The organism is Microcoleus sp. K4-B3 (assembly GCF_036704615.1).
GTDB lineage: Bacteria > Cyanobacteriota > Cyanobacteriia > Cyanobacteriales > Microcoleaceae > Microcoleus.
Map to the genome: position 1 here is coordinate 96478 of NZ_JAUBSF010000003.1, position 19765 is coordinate 116242.

Sequence of the window (19765 nt, forward strand, 5' to 3'; positions counted from 1 at the left end):
TATAACTTGCTACCGATTGCCTCGCGCCAGACGCTTATTATAATTTTACAAATATCTCTTGGCTCTTTTAATTAAAGCTTAGTTTATGATAGACTTAGGTATTAGACGGAGACTCGATCATGTCACTAACTGTCAAAGACTTAGAAAAAGTACAAGCCGAACATCCGGAATGGCGACTAGAGTTAATACAGGGGAATATCATTGCAATGGGCCCATGCGATTACACCTCAGATGAAATTGGTTCTAGGTTAATTATTCTTTTGGGAATCTGGGTACTGCCACGCAAGCTGGGTCGATTAACGGGTTCCAGCGCTGGCTTTATTTTACCAAATAGTGACTTGCGCGCACCAGATGTATCTTTTGTCAAAGCAGAAAAGCTGAAGCGGAGTCGGCGGGATTTTGTAGAATTGGTTCCTGACTTGATGGTGGAAATTAAATCTAAAACCGATCGCATCAAACCTATAAAAGAAAAAATACAATCATTTTTGAGTCTAGGAACGGAAGTGGGAATATTGATTGACCCGGACAGATTAACTCTCACAGTATATCGTACAGGAGCCGAGCCGGAAGTGCTAAGAGATGGAGACATATTGACCATTCCAGAGTTTTTCCCTGGCTGGGAATTGCCAATTTCTGATTTGTGGCCACCCGTTTTTGATTGAACAATTAGTCGGTTCGTAGTAAGGAAGGCAAGTCCTCTCTATCAAGAAAAACTCAAGTCCTCACTATGAACCATTGAGAGAAGCTTACATAGCTAATTCACGATCGCCCCCACAGACTCATGCTGCAACAAACCGGTCAGCATTTGGGCCGGTTGCTCCCCGTAAGGCCACGCGAAAGCATGGCGGAAAGCAGCATTTTGACACGCTTGCAATTGCCGAAAATCAATGATATCCAGAGTCAATAAATTCTCGTATTCAAAAGGCAGCCTCACGTTGTGCAATCCCGCGTTGTCAGTGCAAATCGCAATATCCACACCGGCTTCAAAACACCGATCGAATACTACCTTCAATTCTCGCATATCTTGCAAGGTTCCCGTTTTGAGATAGGTAGTCGGGCAAACTTCCAAGCACTGACCCCTGCGCGCGACTTCTGGCAGCAGTTCGGGATATTTTAACGGAATTTGAATCCCGTGGCCGATACGCATCAAATAGGGCAAAAGTTCGGGATAACAGCCAGAGGTTGTTTCGTAGAGGTGGCCGGTTGTTTTGATGCCGATCGACCTCGCGTACTGGTACAATCCGACAAACTCCTCCAAACGCTCGCCAATACAATCATCGCCGCCAGCTATATCGATCGCACAAACATATTCTCCCATTTGCGCCGCCAAATCTACGATCGCCCGATTCACCTCATAAGGCAAACGCGAGTGCATACACAAAATTTGGCTGGTAACAATCGGACAATCGCTAATTTGACTTGCCTTGCCCACAACCTTTACAATTTCTGCCATCAAATCAATGCGTTCTGACTGATTCAAATGTTCTGGAGTCCGCAAATAAGGCGTATAGCGCAACTCCAAATAAGCCATATTTTCAAACACGTAAGCGCCCCGCATCAACCGATAGATGAAATAAGGCAAAGTCTCAACAGTTTGAACGCTTTCTACCAGCGTGTGCAGTTCCAAATACTCATTCAGAGTATTGCGCGGACGAGTGTAAAAATCCTCAAACTCCGAGTATTTCTGAAATCGATTAACCATCTCAGCATTGTGGCGATCGAAATACCGCCACAGCACCCTAGGAACGACAGAACCACCCAGATGGCGGTGCAACTCAGCGTGTAAAGTCATGCGATTTTAGATTTTAGATTTTAGATTTTAGATTGAAAGAATTGAAGGATTGAAGAATTGAAGGATTGAAGAATTTGTAATTTAGTCCTATACGCATCAGTGGCCAGAAACCGGGTTTTCCCACATACTAGCCAACAACCTCCAGCAGGTAAACTGTTCCACATTTAAGCTGCACATTGGATTCCCATAAAAACTCATCAAATCCTCTCTCATTTTCCCCTCTCCCATTCTCCCCCTATCGAGCTCTCCCTTCCCAAGTCCCCCGATAGTGCTGGAAGTGGGTTAATGAGAGCAGTACAGCCTCAAGTCTCTCAATTGTAACAAAAATTTATTTGACATCCGGGACACGTTCGTACATAATCGGAGATTGTGTCAACCTGAACTGAACGCGAGAAACCCTTGGCTAACGTAGTTGTGATCGGCGCCCAGTGGGGCGATGAAGGAAAAGGCAAAATTACCGATTTGCTCAGCAAATCCGCAGATATCGTTGTCCGCTACCAAGGGGGCGTCAACGCCGGTCACACCGTGGTAGTAAACGGTCAGACTTTCAAACTGCACTTAATTCCGTCCGGGATTCTCTACCCTGATAAAGAGTGTATCATCGGCTGCGGTACGGTCATCGACCCTAAAGTTTTAATTGCAGAGTTAGATCAGTTAGAGGAACTGAATATTTCGACAGCCTCCCTGATGATTTCGGAGACGGCTCACGTAACGATGCCCTATCATCGATTAATTGATGTAGCATCTGAAACCCAGCGGGGAAATTATAAAATCGGGACGACGGGACGAGGCATTGGCCCTACTTACGCCGACAAGTCCGAACGCACGGGAATTCGGATGCTCGATTTAATGGACTTGGAAGGATTGCAAGAACAATTGGAATGGACGATTAATTGTAAAAATGTCCTTCTCGAAAAACTCTACAATTTGCCACCTCTAAATCCCCAAGATGTAATTGATGAATATCGAGTTTATGCGGAACGTTTGCGACCGCACGTAGTAGATAGTTCCCTGAAAATTTATGAGGGAATTCACAAGCGGAAAAATATTCTGTTTGAAGGCGCGCAAGGCACTTTATTAGACTTAGACCACGGCACTTATCCTTACGTTACTTCGAGCAATCCCATCGCTGGTGGGGCTTGTGTGGGAACCGGAGTCGGCCCAACAGCGATCGATCGCGTAATTGGCGTAGCAAAAGCTTATACAACCCGCGTCGGAGAAGGCCCCTTCCCTACCGAAATGGTAGATGGAATAGGAGCAGTTTTGGGCGAGAGAGGTGCAGAATTCGGCACGACAACGGGCAGGAAACGCCGCTGCGGTTGGTTCGACGCGGTAATCGGCCGCTACGCAGTCCGCATCAACGGCCTTGACTGTCTGGCAATTACCAAACTAGATGTTTTGGACGAATTAGAAGAAATAAAAGTTTGCGTTGCTTACGAAATTGACGGCGAAAAATGTGTTGATTTCCCGAAAAGTTCTCGGATATTTGCTCGCTGTAAACCTATTTACGAAACCCTTCCCGGTTGGAAGCAGTCTACGGAAGAGTGCCGCAATTTGGAAGATTTGCCGCAGCAAGCTTTGAATTATCTGAAGTTTTTGGCAGATTTGATGGAAGTGCCGATCGCGATCGTTTCTCTCGGTGCGAGCCGCGACCAAACTATTATTGTAGAAGACCCGATTCACGGCCCGAAACGCGCTTTGCTTTCTGCTGACGGTACGCCAGCCTAACGTTGCCTTAAAATATAATTTTGGGTCTCAATCAATAATACTCAAAGCTGTTGCCAGTCTCGCCGAGACCCACCGAGAGCGAGGTTCCAGGAGATTTAGTGCACTTGACCCACGTCGTGGTCAAGTGTATCATTCTTTACAGGGAGTCAAGTAAATGACTGACGAGGATGAACTGATAGCACGGCTAGAAGTTCACAGAGACATGATTGGATGGCTTATAATTGAGTTAAGCAAAGAAGGAATACAAGCCCAAAGAACAACCGGAAACAGTCCCAAAGGTGATATTTTGATCGTTGACGATCGGGATGTTCCGCGAGTTAAACAGCTACTCCGCAATTTGCATATCGAATTTAATGGTTAATTTATCAAAATAATAAAAAGTATAAACAATAATGAATGAACCGCATATTGAAATCAAAGCCTGGAAAAACAAAAAAATAGATTCCACAAAAGCTAAGGAAATATGTCAAAAAGGCACTGTGATTGGAGTTATGACCACAGGAAAAATTACTCAACCCGCTAAGATTATATTCGACAAAGCAGATATAGCTTGGGTAGAAAATTTTCCAGAAAGTAATTTGTTGAATCAGGAAGGTCAAGAGGAGAGCTAATGTTAGACATGATTTTTTATGCCTTCAACACTAATCAGCCACCGCACTATGTCGGAATGTCTGAAGAGGTTTACGAGTGGTTGGCAAAATCAGAATTTTCCAAAATCGGCAAATCTGTCCCCAGAAATATTTTGATAGATGAAGAGGAGGAGAAGCTACCTTTAGTTGAGTTAGATCGAGATATTCGCCAGAAGTTCAGAAAATTTTTCTGCGATGCAATTATCTCCGAAAGCGATACCGTCCTTGCTAAGCTGGGAGACTCCCCTCTCAAAGAAGAGTATCAAGCAGGAACGTACCGTTTGAGGAAAATGCTGGAATTGCTGAAGTGTCTGGAAAATGAGAATTATCAGTATCTTCAGCGAGTCGTTTAATTAGGCGCGATCGCAATATCACAATTCTGATAAAATGTAAAAACAATCAACAGAAAGTCATAAAATGGAACTCGCAGTAGAATGTCAAAAGCGGGCAGAAGGCAGCAAACCTAACGCCCTCCGCCGCTCTGGATTGATTCCCGCCGTCCTCTACGGTCACAAAGGCTCTGAATCCATTTCCCTTACCATTAAAGCCAAAACAGTTGAAAACCTGCTCAAAAAGCACGTAGTCAACAATGCCCTAATTGACCTCAGCATTCCCGACCTCTCTTGGAGCGGAAAAACCTTGCTCCGGGAAGTTCAAGTTCATCCTTGGAAGGGCTATCCTTACCACCTGAGCTTTTTCTCCGTGGCAACTCAAGACAGTCTGGAAGTTGAAGTGTCCCTGAATTTTGTCGGCGAACCAGTCGGCGTCAAGTTAGAAGGCGGCATCTTGGATACCGTGCTGACGCAACTGGCAGTTAAGTGCAAACCTGACAGCATTCCTGAAGCAATTGAAGTAGATATTTCTAATTTAAAGGTAGGGGATGCGGTGCACATTCACGAATTAGTTTTGCCTGCGGGAGTGGTAGCTCTCGGCGAACCAGATCAGGTGGTTGTTACCGTGCTGGGAATTCAAGCAGGTTCTGAAGCAGAAGACACAGAAGCAGACGCAGCCGCAGCAGCTTAATTAGTAATTGCTAATAGTTGTTAACTAATGGTTGAAAAAAAAGGGCGATCGCTTTCTCCCAAAAGGGCGATCGTTTTTTGCTAAAAAGGCTATTCTCGTTTGGGTTCGATTGCACATCTTTTACCCTGCTCAAAAACAGGCTTTCGGGCCTGTTCCACAAAGAGTGAATTTCTTTATTGTGGGCCGTTGCTACTAGCCCGCCGGTAAAAAGCCTATAGAAAAGGGTGCAATCTTCCTTACCCAATCAACAAGAAAGCATCCCACAAGCAAGCACCGGCAGTGTTTACTTTTATTTACAAAACGGGCGATCGACCCGAAGGTACAAAAGTCTGGACTGGCGCGCAAATCTCCCAGAAACCGTACTGATTCTTACATATTTAGCCGTAAAATCAAAAAATCAGCCGAGAATCCCGGTTCCTCGCCAGCACCGAGAGTCAAAAAAATTAAGAATTGGGGGAACAAGCCCGCTACTCTTAATGTCAAACGCGAGTATAATTGTGAAACGTTTTGACTACCCTATTTAATTCCTGCCTCTGGAGCCGCCGCCCATATGCCATCAACAGTGAGTACAGAATCAACAGCGGTTCAATTTAACCAACAGGGAGAAATATACTTATCCCAAGGAAAATTAGAAGAAGCGATCGCATCCTGCGAGCAAGCTTTGAAGATTCACCCCAATTTTGCACCAGCTTACAAGACTTTGGGCAACGCGCTGCAAGCTCAAGGCAGGATGGAAGAGGCGCGGCACTGGTACGCTAAAGCGATTGAAATAGAACCGAATTTTGCGGAAGTATACGCGAATTTGGGCAGTCTTGGCGCGCAGCAGCAAAAATGGCAGGAGGCGATCGGATTTTATCAAAAGGCGATCGCGATTAAGCCGAATTTCGCGGGAGTGTACCGGAATTTAGCAAAAGTATTCGGACAAATTAGCAAACCGGAAGAAGCCCAGCAGTGCTGGTATCAAGCATTTAGTTTGGAACCGGAAAAAGTAGCGCCTGGGGAACACTTGAATATGGGCGACGCTTTTTTTCGGCAGGAAAAATTCCCCGAAGCGATCGCTTGTTACGATCGCGCCATAAAATTAAATCCTAATGTGGCGACTGCTTACCAAAATTTGGGCGAAGCGCTAAAAAAACAAGGCAAGTTAGAGGAAGCGACAGCATATTATCGCAAAGCTATTGAACTCAACGCAGCTAATGCGAGAAACGGCAGCGAGGGACAGCAAACTTTGGCGGGTGCAACTGCGACAAACGGTGCAGTTAAGCAGCAGCCCGCAGCAACCGCAGTTAAGCCGCCAGTGCAGCCGCCAGTTAAGCGGCCAGTTCAGCAGGCAGTTAATTCTACAATTAATATAGAAGATCCAGAAGCATACAAAATACTGGCAGAAGGCTATTTTGCTCAGGGTAAATTGGAACAGGCGATCGCAGCTTGCAAGAAGGCGCTGCAAATTAAGCCGGAAGCGCCGCTTTACAAAATGCTGGGCAACGCCCTGCAAGCTGGCGGAAAAATTGATGAAGCTAAAAGTTGCTATGTCAAAGCAATAGAAATTAACCCAAATTTTGCCGAAGCTTACGCTAATTACGGCAGCATTTGCGCGCAGCAAGAACAGTGGCAGCAAGCGGTTTCTGCTTACGAAAAGGCGATCGCCCTGAAACCAGATTTTGCCGGTGCTTTCCGCAATTTTGCGAAACTTTTGACGCAGTTAGGCAAGTCGGAGGAGGCGGCTGAGGCTTGGTATCGGGCATATGCGATCGACCCCAAGTCGGGCACCGCTGAGGAACACGAGAATTTAGCCAAAACTTTGATCGAGCAAGGTAAGGTAGATAAGGGAATTGAGTGTTATCGGCGCGCGGTGGCATTGAACCCAAATGCTGGCGCAGCTTATCACGAATTGGGCGAAATTCTCAGAAATCAAGAACAGTGGGAAGCGGCGGTAGATGCTTACAGCAACGCTATTAGAAATAATCCCGAACTTTCTTGGTCGCACAACAATTTAGCTGAGTCCCTGGTTAAGTTGGAACGGTGGGAAGAATCTGTAAATGCTTACCGCAAGGCGATCGAATTAAATCCAGATTTTAGCTGGTCTCACAACAATTTAGCCGATGTGTTGCTGAAGTTGGAACGGTGGGAGGAGGCGGTAAATGCTTATAGGAAAGCAACAGAATTAAATCCCGATTTCAGTTGGTCGCACAACTATTTAGCAGACGCGCTGATTAAGCTGGGAAGGTGGGATGAGGCAATTTCGGCTTACCAAAGGTCGATCGAACTCAATCCCGACCATTTTTGGGCGCACAACAATTTAGCAGAAGCGCTGGTGAATTTGGAACGGTGGGATGAGGCGGTTGTTGCGTACCGGCGTGCTAACGAAATCAATCCGAATTTCTTCTGGTCGCAGAGCAAGTTGGGGGACGTGTTGCTAGAAATGGAAAGGTGGGAGGAAGCGATCGATGTTTACCGGCGCGCGGCCGAGTTAAATCCCGATTTTCCGTGGACTTATTACAACATGGGGACGGCTTTTGAGCAACTGGCACGGTGGGATGAGTCGATCGCCGCTTACCGCCGCGCTGCGGAAATTCAGGCGGATTTGCCGTGGATTTCGCAAAAGTTGGCTGATGCTTTGAGGATGCGATCGCAGTGGGATTTGAAGGAGGCGATGCGTTTGTACGGGCGGGCGATTCAGGAGAATCGTGATGACGTGCAGTTGTATCACAAAGCGCTGGAGATTGCGCCGAATGATGCTGACCTTTATGTTGGGTTGGCTGATGCTTTGGTGCGGAAGAATTGGCCGGATGGGGCGATCGTCTTTTATCAGATGGCGTTGCAGGTAAATCCCGAATGCGGTGAGGCGCACTTGCAGTTGGGGTTGCTTTTCGCGCAAAAGAATGATAAAGATCGGGCGATCGCTTGTTACCGCCGCGCTATTGAGGTTCAACCAAATGAGTATAAAGCTTACCAATTGTTAGGCGATGCTCTGGTTACACAGGGTAAGCGGGAGGAAGCGATGAACTGTTTCCGCCGCGCGATCGAGTTAAAACCTGACGATCCGTATATCCACAACAATTTAGCGGATCTGCTGCGACATCAAGGAGATTTGGAGGGAGCGATCGCTTGTTACCGCCGCGCGATCGAACTTAAGTCAGATTTCTCATGGTTCCACTATAATTTAGGGGAAGTATTGACTAAGAAAGGGCAAATAGATGAGGCGAGTTCTTGTTACCGTCACGCCTTAGAGTTAGAACCCAAGATTTTCTAATTTAGACTGCGATGTGGTCTACATTTCGTAGTGTAATGTCGGATAATCAATATTATTACCCTACAAAAGTCAATCGAAATTAGAGAAACCAAAATGACACCGGAAGAAGCTCAGCGTCTAGAATCAAATATCCAAAAGACTTTCTCTATTCATGCTAAAAGCGACAAGAGTTATCTCTGGATGGCCTATTGGGTAATCTTTGAGCGGGAAGCTGACCCTGATGGATTAGAAGGTTGGTTAAACGATATCAAGGCTGGTTTGAATCGAGCTGATGTCATCCAAAAGATGGTTGAGTCAGAGGAATTTCAAGAACGCCTTTCAGGTGTAATAAGCTTAGAAACGAGTCCAAATTAAAAGAAGTTCAATGAAACCGGAACAAGAAAAACGTCTGCAAGAAAGTATCCAAACTACTTTATCCGCTCATGCTAAGAGAGACAAAAGTTATCTCTGGATGGCATATTGGGTAATATTTGAGCGGGAAGCCGATCCTGATGGGCTGGAAGGTTGGTTAAATGAACTCAATACAGGTGCGTCTCGAGCTACTGTTATAAAAAAGATGGTTGAGGCGCATGAATTTAAACAAAGGCTGACAGGTGCAGAAGGTGGCAATCATGGCTTTACTGAAGAAAACATCAACTCTATTTTGGAGAATAAACTTCATAGTGCTCGCATGAAAATGGTTAGAACACTGCTACCGCCTGCTAATGCGATATTAGATTTGGGAGGTTATTCTGCATCAGATAAAAAAGGAGCTCTATTACAGCTCGGCTATCCTCATCTTCCAGAAAATTTATATATTAGAGATTTCCCGCCAGATAAAATGATGTTTCGAGGACCAGAATGGCCAATAAAAGTTAAGCACCAAAATTGCAATATTGAATATGTTTATGGAAGCATGACAGACTTAAGCTGCTTTCAAGAAAGTAGTTTTGACTTAGTTTGGTCGGGAGAGTCAATCGAACACATCACCACAGAAGAAGCAGAACAACTATTTGACCAAGTTTATAAATTGTTAAAGTCGGGTGGTAAGTTTGCTCTTGACACTCCTAATAGGAAAGCTACCAAGCTACAGTTTCCCAATAATTATATTCATCCTGAACACAAGCTAGAATACTATTTCGATGATTTGTGCAAGCTTTTGGAGAAGCATAATTTCAAAATAGTTGAGACGAAGGGTATTATTGATCTCTCACAATCGATTGAAACATCCAGCAAGGAAACTCTCAACCATGAATTTCTTCACAGCCAACTGTTAAATGATAATCCCCATAATTCTTATTGTTTCTACATTTGCTGTATGCGAGCGGAAGATTTGTAGAGTAATTTATCACAAGACGCACAATAAATAATCCCTGATGCCAGACAGTTGCTAATATCAAAATTGAAGCCTTGCTCTGTCTAGTTCTCTCTGAGCTTGCAGCGCCGCTTGCTTCCACGCTTGAGCTTGCGATTCAAACAACTTTTTCTCTTCTATTGTCCTCATAATATATTCAAGGCGATGTCTAATTTTTTGACCGATGGTTTGGGGATTGAATAAAGACCTAATCTCCTTAGCTGCTCTCCCTCCTACTTCCTCTGCTTGCGGGTAATTTTCAAAAACATACTGCATGAGCGAAGCTGTATGATCGATATCCGGCTCAGCCCAGATACTACCTTTTGGGTAAAGTCCATAAGCTTCAGTAGTTGCCACTAGATCGTATTTCACCAAAAAACTATTGCCGACATTCATAAAATCAGTATTAGATGAATAAGCAGTAGCTATGACTGGCTTGCCGTAATACATTGCCTCCGCCATAGTCAAACCAAAACCCTCAGCCCGATGTAGCGATACATAGCAGTTACAATTATCTACTAAGCCATGAACCTCTTCCTTGCTCAAATGCCCTTCGATAAGTTGAATAGACGGCCAGTCTTCTGTCATTGCTTTTAATTGATCGTACTGATTTTGATAATAAGGATGAGGTCGAAACTTAATAATTAGTAAAACATCTTCATTAGACTTCCCAAAAGCTTTTTTAAACGCCTCAATGGTAGCAAAAGGATTTTTTCGCTCAAAACCGCTACCCATGTCGAACATGAACAGAAAAATGAATTTGTCTTTGGATAATCCTAAAGATTCTCTCCCCAACTCGTTGGGCGGTAAATAAATGCTAGGTGGTAATTTGACAACCGGAAGAGGCGAGACATCGGAAATGGTTTCAGCAGTATAATTACTATAAGTCCACACCTCATCAAATCGATTAAAAGCCCCCATGAAAAAATCAGGAAATACCGGAAGTTCCCAAATCCAAAAGCCAATATTATAGCGATCATTAAAATATTCAGGATTAATAGAATTCAACAAGGACTCGTGAGGGTTGGTATGGACGATATTAATGGGATAAGAATGATCGCTGGAAAAATTGGTGTATGTAGAATCTAAGTTGCGTTGCGAATCTTCTTTCATATCCTTAATTGTGAAAGGAATGTTAGCTGCTTCTATCGCTCTGATAGTCCCTCGCACACCCCCGCCCAAGCCAAACTCGCCACTCACATGACCGATAATATTAACTCCAAAATTAAAACTTGTGTTGTTGGACATGACTGAACTCCTAATCAAAAATATTTACAGTAAATCAAATTTTTCAAGTCTTAGCAAGCCTTTGGTATTGCGCTAGTTCAGATTGAACTTGCTGTGTTGTCTGCCGCCAAACCTGAATTTGGGCGTGAGCAAAAGCGGTCTCTTGCTGCATCTGATGAATGCGAGTTGACCAGTTTGTAGATTGGTTCATTCTGTTTCTAATGATTTCCAATCGATTTTTGATTTTAATGCCTTGAAGTTGAGGACTCAGTAAAGACTTAATTTCCTGAGCAGCTCTCGCTCCTACTAGTTGTGCTTCCTGGGGATTTTCAACAACATACTGCATTAAGGATGCTGCATGATCGATACTGGGATCTGCCCAGTAATTGCCTTTAAAGTAAGGCCCATAATCTTCGGTCAGCGTCACTATGTCATATTTTACTGGAAAACTATTGCCGACATTCATAAATTCCATATTAGATGAGTAGCCAGTCGCGATTACGGGTTTGCCGTAGTACATCGCTTCCGCCATTGTCAAACCAAACCCTTCGGCCCGGTGCAGGGAAACATAGCAGTCACAATTGGCAACTAAAGCGTGAAGTTCTTCTCTCTTTAAATGCCCATCTATAAAGTGAACTGGCCAGCCCTCAGCTTGCGCTTTGAGTTGGTCTCGCTCTTTGGGGAAAAAGCTGCCATTAGAAAACTTGAGTACCAGTAAGACATCTTCATTCGATTGAGCAAAAGCTCGCTTAAATGCCTCCAAAGTAGCAAAGGGATTTTTGCGACCTATGGTACTGTGGAAGTCAAACATGAACAAAAAAATAAATTTTTCTTGCGGTAATCCTAATGCTTCTCTCTCAAAGGACGGTTCGGGAAATTCAAGGCTGGACATCATTTTAATCACAGGGACGGGAGATACGGGCGCGATCGCTTCAGCACAGTAATTGCTATAAGTCCATATCTCGTCAAATAAAGAAAAAGCGTACAGCCACCCTGATGGAAATATCGGCAGTTCCCAAGCCCAGAAGCCAATATTGTATCGACCTTTAAAGCATTCGCGATCGACCATGTTGAAAACCATGGGTTCTGGCAGAGTGTGGATCAGGTTAATGGGATAGGGATTTTGCTCGGAAAAACTTGTGTAGCTGTTATCTAAATTGCGATGCCAATGTACCTTAATATCTTTCAGTGCAAAGGGAATGCCCGCAGCTTCTATCGCTCTGAGAGTGGCCCTCGAACCTTCTCCCAGACCATATTCACCGCTCAGGTGTCCAATAAAATTGATGCCGAAATTAGAATCTAGGGTTTGATTTGACATAGCTAAGTCTTATACTTAAAAAACAGTGAGAATAAATCCTTGACAATTCAGCTCTATTGTAGTTTAAATTAAGAGTATTTTGCTAACTCTTTCTGTACCTGCAATGCTGTCTGTCTCCAAGCTTGGGCTTGGCGAGCCAATAGATCTCTTTCTGTCTGAAGTTCATGGAACCGATTTGACAACTGGGTATGATTGAGATGTGCCATGATAAATTCAAGGCGATTTTTAATTTTTATACCCACAGCTTGAGGATTTAACAAAGACCTAATTTCCTTAGCTGCTATTTTTCCTACTTTCTGAGCTTCCTGATAATTTTCAAATACATACTGCATGAGAGACGCAGCATGATCGATATCTGGTTCCGCCCAGACACTGCCTTTGGGGTAAGCTCCATAATCTTCAGTTGTTGTCACCAGTTCGTATTTAACCGGAAAACTATTGCCAACATTCATAAATTCCATATTAGATGAATAGGCTGTGGCTATTACTGGTTTGCCGTAGTACATGGCTTCCGACATTGTTAAACCGAATCCTTCAGCCCGATGCAGAGACACATAACAGTCACAACTATTAACCAAGCCGTGAATCTCTTCTTTTTTCAAATGCCCGTCTATAAACTGAAGAGATGACCAACCCTCAGCTAAATCAATTAGTTCCTGGCGCCGTTGCGGAAAAAGATGAGCATTGGCAAACTTGAGAACGAGTAAAACATCTGGATTAGATTTACCAAAAGCTCGTTTAAATGCCTCAACGGTGGCAAAGGGATTTTTCCGTTCAAAGGAACTCCCAAAGTCAAACATGAATAGAAAAATAAACTTATCTTTGGGTAAGTTGAGGTTTTCTCTTGTTAATAATGGTTGCTGGAAAGCGAGGCTAACAGGAATTTTGAGTACAGGAACTTGGGACACAGCCGCAAATGCTTCGGCACAAAAATTACTGGTAGTCCAAATTTCATCAAATAAATCAAAAGCCCACTGCCATTCAGAGGGAAATACGGGCAGTTCCCATAACCAGACACCTATATTGTATTTGCCTTTGAAATATTCAGAACCAATGCCGGGAAAGTATCCGGCTAAAATCTGCTCAACCCAATTGGGGTTGGTTTGGACTATATTGATTGGATATGGATTGTCGTCGGAAAATTTTTTGTAGCTGGTATCGGAGTTGGGTAACCAATCTATTTTTAGATCCTTAACTGCAAAGGGAATTCTGGCTGCTTCTAGGGCTCGGAGATTTCCTCTAGCGGCTTCCGCTAGCCCAAAATCACCGGTTATATGACCGGTTAAATTAACACCCAAAGAATTATTTAGTTGATGATTTAACATTCGTCTTGGTTTTAGCTGAGTAGAATTTTCTGAATATGATTGAAAAACGATTTAATCTATGAAGCCTTTTGAATGAGCAGCCCCAAGGATGTTGTGACATATTGTTCCAACTGAAGCTTTAAGTGTATCCGCGACCAGGGCGGTACGTCTATGTGACGATCGAATGGCCCGCTTCCGGTGTTGTAGTTGAGGACTATTTCGTGTCCTTGGCTTGTCAAATCTGCTGCGAGTCTGTCGATGTCCTGCCGTCGAAACAGTACAGTCTGTTGGTGGTCGATCGTCGCGTCATTAGAAAAAACGTTGAATTCGGTGGTATGTACTGCGATTCCGCCAGGACGCAGGCACTTAAGGCTGTTTTTGACAAATTGCAGCCCCAGTTCGATCGAGCCGACGTGCTCGAAAGCGCAAGACGAATAGACAAAATCGAAGCCGACCAAATCAGGATCTATGTTGTTCATATCTGCCACGCGGTAACTCACCTTGGATGCGAAGCGTTCGGGTGGGCAGATGCCGCGATCGTTAAGCGCTTCGAGTGTTGCTGCGTGTTGACCCGAACCAGCCCAGCCCTGCTTTGTCGCCTCTTCTAGATCAAGGTCTGTAGCGACTATCTCGCAGCCACGCTGGGCCATTACGGCGACTAGGGGTTCCTTGCCGACGCCAAAACCCAGCCCACGCCTGCCTGGTGACATCATTCCTGCCTCAGATAGGGCCTGGAGGATATAGCCGTACTCCCACACCTTGCGGTGGAAAATAGGCGGGTGAGGCAGACGAGTCTCTTGACACCAGTAAACAAAGGCATCTGAGCGACACTGCGCCTCGGTAGCCATTTGCGAAACGGGATTAGTGAGGCTTGGCTCATCGTTGATAATAACTGGCGGCTGATTGATGCCAGTTGTCGCAGCGTTTTTTTTAATCATAAATAGCAGCGATCCCTAACTTCAATGGAGTTCTGAGTTTTCTGTAGTTCTCTCTTTCCGCTTCTGTCTCAAGTTCAATGCGGTTTGATAAAGTTCCATATCTTCGCTATTGATAGCTGCTAACTTAGCTAGCAGATTTTTGTCACTCAACACATTGTTAACATAACCGTAATACCCGGGGTATCTATTTTTGTTATGCCAACCAATTTCTACCTCTGGCAAACCTAGCATCTCTCTCAGGTCAGTTAGGTCATCGCGGAAAAATTCTTGGATGCCGACAAAGTAAAAATCAGTTAGCTTCATTCCCAGCACGCACCTCGACATCAAGTTCTGGGTTGCGGGTAACTCAGCAAATTCCAGCAGACTCGGCTTGGTTTGACTGACATATTTCTGAAATTCATCCTCAGCAAGGTCACTCCACATACTAATAGAATCACAATACCAGGAAATTAACCGAGTAATTGGATGCCTTAACCAAATTATCGACGGAACGGAATGCAAAAAACATCCTTTGTACTTGACAGCCGGAAAATTGCCGTGAATTATTCTAGTTTCTCTATTAATCCAACCTTGTTGCACGATAGTAGCTAAAGACATATTTTTGTATTCTTTAACTAATTTATCGCTACCATAAACTTGCTCTAGAATCTTGCCAAACGTTACGCCTGCTGTTTTGGGTACGTGTACGGAAATTAATTTTACTTCCGAAGCTAAGGGCAAAAGCCCTTCCTCCACAAGCTTCCACAAAGCCTCGAATTCCGGTGAGTCCCGCATTTCACAGAGGAATTGCTGACGTGTGAACCTGCCATCCTGTAAAACTTGGATGTAGGTTTCTTTGCCTTCGCGGTCGGGATCGCGTTTGAGATAGGCGTGATAAGCTACTTCCAGAAAATCTCCATCCTTGAGGCTCTCATTTTCTTGCAAAAATTCTGAATCGTTGATTTGGGGGAGTTGAAATTGAGATTGCTCTAATTGCCTGCGAATCCCAATTTTCATAATATGTTGCAGGCGGCTTCTAATTGTGCTGCCAACTGTCTGCGGACTCAGTAAAGACTTAATTTCCCTAGCGGCTCTGGCTCCTACTTGCTCAGCTTCTTGATAATTGTGAAAAACATACTGCATTAAGGAGGCCGCATGGTCAATATCAGGCTCGGCCCAGACACTACCTTTTGGGTAAGGGCCATAATCCTCAGTCGTTGTAACTAGGTCATATTTCACCAGAAAACTATTCCCTACATTCATAAATTCAACATTGGAGGAGTATGCAGTAGCGATCGTAGGTTTTCCATAAAACATCGCTTCAGCCATGGTCAAGCCAAAACCCTCTGAACGATGCAGCGACACATAACAATTACAACAGTTAACTAAGGAATGAATTTCTTCTTTCTTTAAATCTCCCTCTATAAACTTAATAGATGACCATTCTTTTGCCGATCGCAAAAGTTGCTCTTGCTGCTCTTTAAACTTTGGATGCGGTCGGAATTTAATCACCAATAGCACATCATTATTTAGTTTATCAAAAGCTCGTTGAAATGCCTCTAGTGTAGCTATTGGATTTTTTCTTTCAAATATGCTTCCAAAGTCGAACATGAACAAAAAAATAAATTTATTTTTGGGTAATCCTAAAGCTTCTCTACCCAATGATGATTGTGGCAGATAAATGCTAGGTGCTACTTTTAGAACAGGAATAGACGATACCTTAGCAATGGCTTCAGCCGTGTAATGGCTATAAGTCCATATCTCATCAAATAAATCAAAAGCACCTTGCCAAAAATAGGGAAATGTTGGCAGTTCCCAAGCCCAAAATCCTATATTGTATCTACCCTGAAAGTATTCTGAACCAATTTGCTCCATATGGACTGGATTAGGATTGGCATGAACGATGTTGATTGGATAGGGATTACTTTCAGAAAAATCTTTGTATGTAGAATCTAAGTTCCGCTGCGAACTTTCTTTAATATCCTTGAGTGCGAAGGGAATCCCTGCTGCTTCTATTGCTCTAATGGTACCTCTCAAGCCTTCGCCCAGACCAAATTCACCTGTCACGTGACCTACAAGATTGACACCAAAAGTATAACTTACTTTTTTATTGAACATAGTCAATTTTATCCTCCTGATAATTGTGAATACAATTTAAGTTTGAAATTGAAAACCTACTGTTTTTCTCGTCACCTTCAGGAACGAACGAACGATTGATCGCTCTGTGAGGACAGTGTTCTAAGTTGATCGACGAACGTCAGATTGCGATGTGCGATCGCAGGTTGCTAGCAATCTCAGTCTAGTGCATCGGAATTACACTCTTGCCATTATGAAGACCGCGACGCATCAATTCCTTCCATTCCGCTGAGTTAATCAGGGAGTTGGTATCAAGGTGATACCCCTTTTCTGAACTGAACTGGGCAAAACTCTCTAACCATTTTAATACTGTTTCTGTTGCGGAGAAAGGGGTACACTTTAATGATTCCTTTAGAAAGTGAGCCATAGCTTTCATATCACCATTGTGATGAGCGTGCCAAGCCTCCCACACCAGCAGTTTGTAATCCAACGGGAGTCGTAAGTCAGAATCTCCAACCCTAGCTCCCTGAAACTGTAGTCTTTCCCCTTCAGCCTGAGTCTGGTGCAGTTGAGACTGAGATTGCTGCAATTCAGCCTGAGTCTGGTGCAGTTGAGACTGAGATTGCTGCAATTCAGCCTGAGCCTGGTGCAGTTGAGACTGGGATTGCTCCAATTCTTCCTGAGTCTGGTGCAATTGAGACTGAAATAGTTGCCCTTCAACCTGAGTCTGGTGCAATTGAGATTGGGATTGCTCCAATTCAACCTGAGTCTGGTGCAGTTGAGATTGGGATTGCTCCATTTCTTCCTGAGTCTGGTGCAGTTGAGCCTGAAATTGTTCCAATTCCGCCTGAGTCTGGTGCAGTTGAGACTGGGATTGCTCCATTTCTTCCTGAGTCTGGTGCAGTTGAGACTGAGATTGCTCCATTTCTTCCTGAGTCTGGTGCAGTTGAGACTGAGATTGTTCCAACTCTTCCTGAGTCTGGTGCAGTTGAGACTGAGATTGTTCCAACTCTTCCTGAGTCTGGTGCAGTTGAGACTGGGATAGTTCCAATTCCGCCTGAGTCTGGTGTAGTTGAGACTGGGATAGTTCCAATTCCGCCTGAGTCTGGTGTAGTTGAGACTGAGATTGCTGCAATTCTTCCTGAGTCTGGTGCAGTTGAGACTGGGATTGCTCCAATTCTTCCTGAGTCTGGTGCAAATCCAGCTGAGATTGTACCAATACTGCTTGAGTTTGGTGGAGTTGAGACAGGGATTGTTCCAACTCTTCCTGAGTCTGGTGGTGTTGAGACAGGGATTGTTCCAACTCTTCCTGAGTCTGGTGGTGTTGAGATTGGGATTGCTCTAACTCTTCCTGAGTCTGGTGCAGTTGAGATTGGGATTGCTCCAACTCTTCCTGAGTCTGGTGCAGTTGAGATTGGGATTGCTCCAACTCTTCCTGAGTCTGGTGCAGTTGCAACTGGGATTGTGCCAATTGACTTTGTGCTTGGTGCATTAGCACTTTGTATTGCTCCAATTCACCCTGAGTCTGGTGCATTAGCACTTTGTATTGCTCCAATTCACCCTGAATCTGGTGCAGTTGCACTTTATATTGCTCCAATTCTATCCGAGTCTCGTATGGCATATGATAATAGAGAGAGGTAGGTTCAACTTTTAAATTGAGCTGAAAGTTTTTTGAAAGTTTGGAAAGTTCTATAACAGCGATCGCATTTGCAAAGGGGAAAGGATGGTTGTACTCTACATTACTAAGTTCTATCTCTTCTATTTCTCCCCAAAGCATTTTGACGCTATCCTTTGTTGGATCTCTATTAATTAATTTTAAGAAACTTGTACGGATTGCTTCTCCAGGAATTCCATATTTTTTTAATAGTGCCAGATACTGCGCGCTGAACTGAATGTACCATCCTCCGTCCGTCAGGACTCCAAAGGGAACTGTAATCAATGCTTTTCCGTCAATAGCCAGCAAATCGTAGATCTTGGCGATTGCCTTCAGTGGAGATTCCAGATCGCGAATTTCGGTAGACTCACCGTAAGCACCACGCGGATCGAGTCCCTGACCTATATGTTCTACCGTAGAGATTGAAACTATAGAATCATATTTTTCCTCAGATTCAAGTGTCATTAAATCTTCGTTATCCACACCTATATCTATTTCAAATTTATCTATAATTCTTCTTTTAATAACCCCCATCTGTTCGCCTAGTGAGCTTTCATAGCGAGAAAGTACGTTTCCCACTTCTAGAACACGGTCTGAATTTTGGAGATCTATCAGCCAATTAAACCCGATAGAAACTTCAACCGCTCTTTCCGAGGGATTGTTATACGGTATGCGATTGTAATATAACTCTTTCCCTTGAAATAAAAATGTTTTTTTCCACTTGGTCATTTTTGCCCCTCGTTTGCCTGTCCTTTTCAAATCAACTTGACTATCAGGGTTTTTAAATGGACTCAATTGATACTGAGCCCGGTTCCATCCTGCTATAATTGGCTGTAGGAAACTTGATTCTTGTCTCCGCTTTGCTCTCAAACTTAATGCTTCCTCATAAAGTTCTATATCTTGCCTATTGTTTTCTACTAACTTGCTGATAATTGTTTTGTTACTCAATACATTTTGTAAATCTTCTTGGTACTTAGGATTGGGGTTGATGTTTTCCTGAAGCACCGTCAATTCTGGCCACCCAAGCATGGTTTTTAGATCTAATAAGTCCTCTCTGAAAAACTCTTGCACCCCGACAAAATAAAAATCCTTTAGCATCTTTCCACAAGTATTTTGGCATAATATATTTCTTAGTTCCGGTTGAGTCGCAAATTCATATATTCCAATTTTTGATTGTTGGATTTTTCCTACTATCGTGTTGTCACCCTTCTGTAATGGGAGATATCGCCAGTAAAAGTATAGGGAAACTAATAAATATATCGGATGCCTCAGCCAAATAATTCTTTTAGCTTCGGGGAAAAAGCTCTCATACTTGCTTACAGAAAAATGACCGTTAATTACTCGGATTTGTGACGGAATCTCATGAGGTTTGTAAACTTTTGGTCTCGACGCATCTAGATAATCATAGTAAATATGTTGCGAGCCGTAAACTTGCTCTAAAGCAGATTGAAACGTTGCTCCTGCTGTTTTTGGGACGTGAACGGCAATTAGTTCAACCACAATAATACCTA

At 43.7% G+C, this 19765-nt stretch carries 16 protein-coding genes; 9 read left to right on the forward strand and 7 right to left on the reverse strand.

Translation table 11 applies throughout. The annotated features are described in order from the left end of the window. The first annotated feature begins 119 nt into the window (after positions 1–119). On the forward strand, positions 120–662 hold the full coding sequence (locus QUA78_RS02895) for a Uma2 family endonuclease (RefSeq protein ID WP_333301972.1): 543 nt from the start codon (positions 120–122) through the stop codon (positions 660–662). Positions 663–754: 92 nt separating this feature from the next. Here QUA78_RS02895 and QUA78_RS02900 read toward each other — a convergent pair whose 3' ends face one another. Beyond that, the gene (locus tag QUA78_RS02900; RefSeq protein ID WP_333301973.1) at positions 755–1792 is read right to left on the reverse strand and encodes an adenosine deaminase; all 1038 of its coding nucleotides are present in this window, start codon (positions 1790–1792) and stop codon (positions 755–757) included. A gap of 399 nt (positions 1793–2191) precedes the next feature. Here QUA78_RS02900 and QUA78_RS02905 point away from each other — a divergent pair, with 399 nt between their 5' ends. From QUA78_RS02905 to QUA78_RS02940, 8 genes are all read left to right on the forward strand, one after another. After that, a complete protein-coding gene (locus QUA78_RS02905) occupies positions 2192–3520 on the forward strand; it encodes an adenylosuccinate synthase (protein WP_333301974.1) in 1329 nt (442 codons plus the stop codon). Positions 3521–3674: 154 nt separating this feature from the next. Beyond that, positions 3675–3881, forward strand: coding sequence for a hypothetical protein (locus QUA78_RS02910; protein ID WP_333301975.1), 207 nt, complete (start codon positions 3675–3677; stop codon positions 3879–3881). A gap of 31 nt (positions 3882–3912) precedes the next feature. Further along, positions 3913–4131: a hypothetical protein gene (locus QUA78_RS02915; RefSeq protein ID WP_333301976.1), complete on the forward strand. Its 219-nt coding sequence runs from the start codon at positions 3913–3915 to the stop codon at positions 4129–4131. After that, a complete protein-coding gene (locus QUA78_RS02920; protein WP_333301977.1) occupies positions 4131–4502 on the forward strand; it encodes a hypothetical protein in 372 nt (123 codons plus the stop codon). The genes QUA78_RS02915 and QUA78_RS02920 overlap by 1 nt, the downstream gene beginning before the upstream one ends. Before the next feature lie 64 nt (positions 4503–4566). Continuing rightward, positions 4567–5172, forward strand: coding sequence for a 50S ribosomal protein L25/general stress protein Ctc (locus QUA78_RS02925; RefSeq protein WP_333301978.1), 606 nt, complete (start codon positions 4567–4569; stop codon positions 5170–5172). Between the two features lie 550 nt (positions 5173–5722). Beyond that, the gene (locus QUA78_RS02930) at positions 5723–8425 is read left to right on the forward strand and encodes a tetratricopeptide repeat protein (RefSeq protein WP_333398570.1); all 2703 of its coding nucleotides are present in this window, start codon (positions 5723–5725) and stop codon (positions 8423–8425) included. 93 nt (positions 8426–8518) lie between these two features. Continuing rightward, complete coding sequence (locus QUA78_RS02935) at positions 8519–8779, forward strand: DUF4214 domain-containing protein (RefSeq protein WP_333301980.1); 261 nt, start codon at positions 8519–8521, stop codon at positions 8777–8779. A 10-nt stretch (positions 8780–8789) separates the two neighbouring features. Next, on the forward strand, positions 8790–9743 hold the full coding sequence (locus QUA78_RS02940; RefSeq protein WP_333301981.1) for a DUF4214 domain-containing protein: 954 nt from the start codon (positions 8790–8792) through the stop codon (positions 9741–9743). Positions 9744–9800: 57 nt separating this feature from the next. On the opposite strand, the gene QUA78_RS02945 is transcribed toward QUA78_RS02940, so the two are convergent. The 6 genes from QUA78_RS02945 to QUA78_RS02970 all read right to left on the reverse strand — a co-directional run bounded on the left by QUA78_RS02945 (position 9801) and on the right by QUA78_RS02970 (position 19754). Continuing rightward, a complete protein-coding gene (locus QUA78_RS02945) occupies positions 9801–11006 on the reverse strand; it encodes a glycosyltransferase (protein WP_333301982.1) in 1206 nt (401 codons plus the stop codon). Between the two features lie 43 nt (positions 11007–11049). Further along, the gene (locus QUA78_RS02950) at positions 11050–12303 is read right to left on the reverse strand and encodes a glycosyltransferase (RefSeq protein ID WP_333301983.1); all 1254 of its coding nucleotides are present in this window, start codon (positions 12301–12303) and stop codon (positions 11050–11052) included. A 68-nt stretch (positions 12304–12371) separates the two neighbouring features. After that, entirely contained in the window at positions 12372–13628 is a 1257-nt protein-coding gene (locus QUA78_RS02955) for a glycosyltransferase (RefSeq protein ID WP_333301984.1), read from the reverse strand. A 56-nt stretch (positions 13629–13684) separates the two neighbouring features. Next, the gene (locus QUA78_RS02960) at positions 13685–14545 is read right to left on the reverse strand and encodes a class I SAM-dependent methyltransferase (protein WP_333301985.1); all 861 of its coding nucleotides are present in this window, start codon (positions 14543–14545) and stop codon (positions 13685–13687) included. A 21-nt stretch (positions 14546–14566) separates the two neighbouring features. After that, complete coding sequence (locus QUA78_RS02965) at positions 14567–16642, reverse strand: glycosyltransferase (protein ID WP_333301986.1); 2076 nt, start codon at positions 16640–16642, stop codon at positions 14567–14569. Between the two features lie 181 nt (positions 16643–16823). Beyond that, positions 16824–19754, reverse strand: a complete 2931-nt coding sequence (locus tag QUA78_RS02970; RefSeq protein WP_333398571.1) for a hypothetical protein — start codon at positions 19752–19754, stop codon at positions 16824–16826. Positions 19755–19765: the final 11 nt, after the last annotated feature.

Excerpts from the sequence above, each read along its gene's own strand:
- QUA78_RS02960 (WP_333301985.1), bottom strand. The coding sequence starts at position 14,545 with ATGATTAAAAAAAACGCTGCGACAACTGGCATCAATCAGCCGCCAGTT.
- QUA78_RS02955 (WP_333301984.1), bottom strand. The coding sequence starts at position 13,628 with ATGTTAAATCATCAACTAAATAATTCTTTGGGTGTTAATTTAACCGGT.
- QUA78_RS02915 (WP_333301976.1), top strand. The coding sequence starts at position 3,913 with ATGAATGAACCGCATATTGAAATCAAAGCCTGGAAAAACAAAAAAATA.
- QUA78_RS02940 (WP_333301981.1), top strand. The coding sequence starts at position 8,790 with ATGAAACCGGAACAAGAAAAACGTCTGCAAGAAAGTATCCAAACTACT.
- QUA78_RS02925 (WP_333301978.1), top strand. The coding sequence starts at position 4,567 with ATGGAACTCGCAGTAGAATGTCAAAAGCGGGCAGAAGGCAGCAAACCT.
- QUA78_RS02935 (WP_333301980.1), top strand. The coding sequence starts at position 8,519 with ATGACACCGGAAGAAGCTCAGCGTCTAGAATCAAATATCCAAAAGACT.
- QUA78_RS02900 (WP_333301973.1), bottom strand. The coding sequence starts at position 1,792 with ATGACTTTACACGCTGAGTTGCACCGCCATCTGGGTGGTTCTGTCGTT.
- QUA78_RS02895 (WP_333301972.1), top strand. The coding sequence starts at position 120 with ATGTCACTAACTGTCAAAGACTTAGAAAAAGTACAAGCCGAACATCCG.
- QUA78_RS02950 (WP_333301983.1), bottom strand. The coding sequence starts at position 12,303 with ATGTCAAATCAAACCCTAGATTCTAATTTCGGCATCAATTTTATTGGA.
- QUA78_RS02930 (WP_333398570.1), top strand. The coding sequence starts at position 5,723 with ATGCCATCAACAGTGAGTACAGAATCAACAGCGGTTCAATTTAACCAA.
- QUA78_RS02965 (WP_333301986.1), bottom strand. The coding sequence starts at position 16,642 with ATGTTCAATAAAAAAGTAAGTTATACTTTTGGTGTCAATCTTGTAGGT.
- QUA78_RS02910 (WP_333301975.1), top strand. The coding sequence starts at position 3,675 with ATGACTGACGAGGATGAACTGATAGCACGGCTAGAAGTTCACAGAGAC.
- QUA78_RS02920 (WP_333301977.1), top strand. The coding sequence starts at position 4,131 with ATGTTAGACATGATTTTTTATGCCTTCAACACTAATCAGCCACCGCAC.
- QUA78_RS02945 (WP_333301982.1), bottom strand. The coding sequence starts at position 11,006 with ATGTCCAACAACACAAGTTTTAATTTTGGAGTTAATATTATCGGTCAT.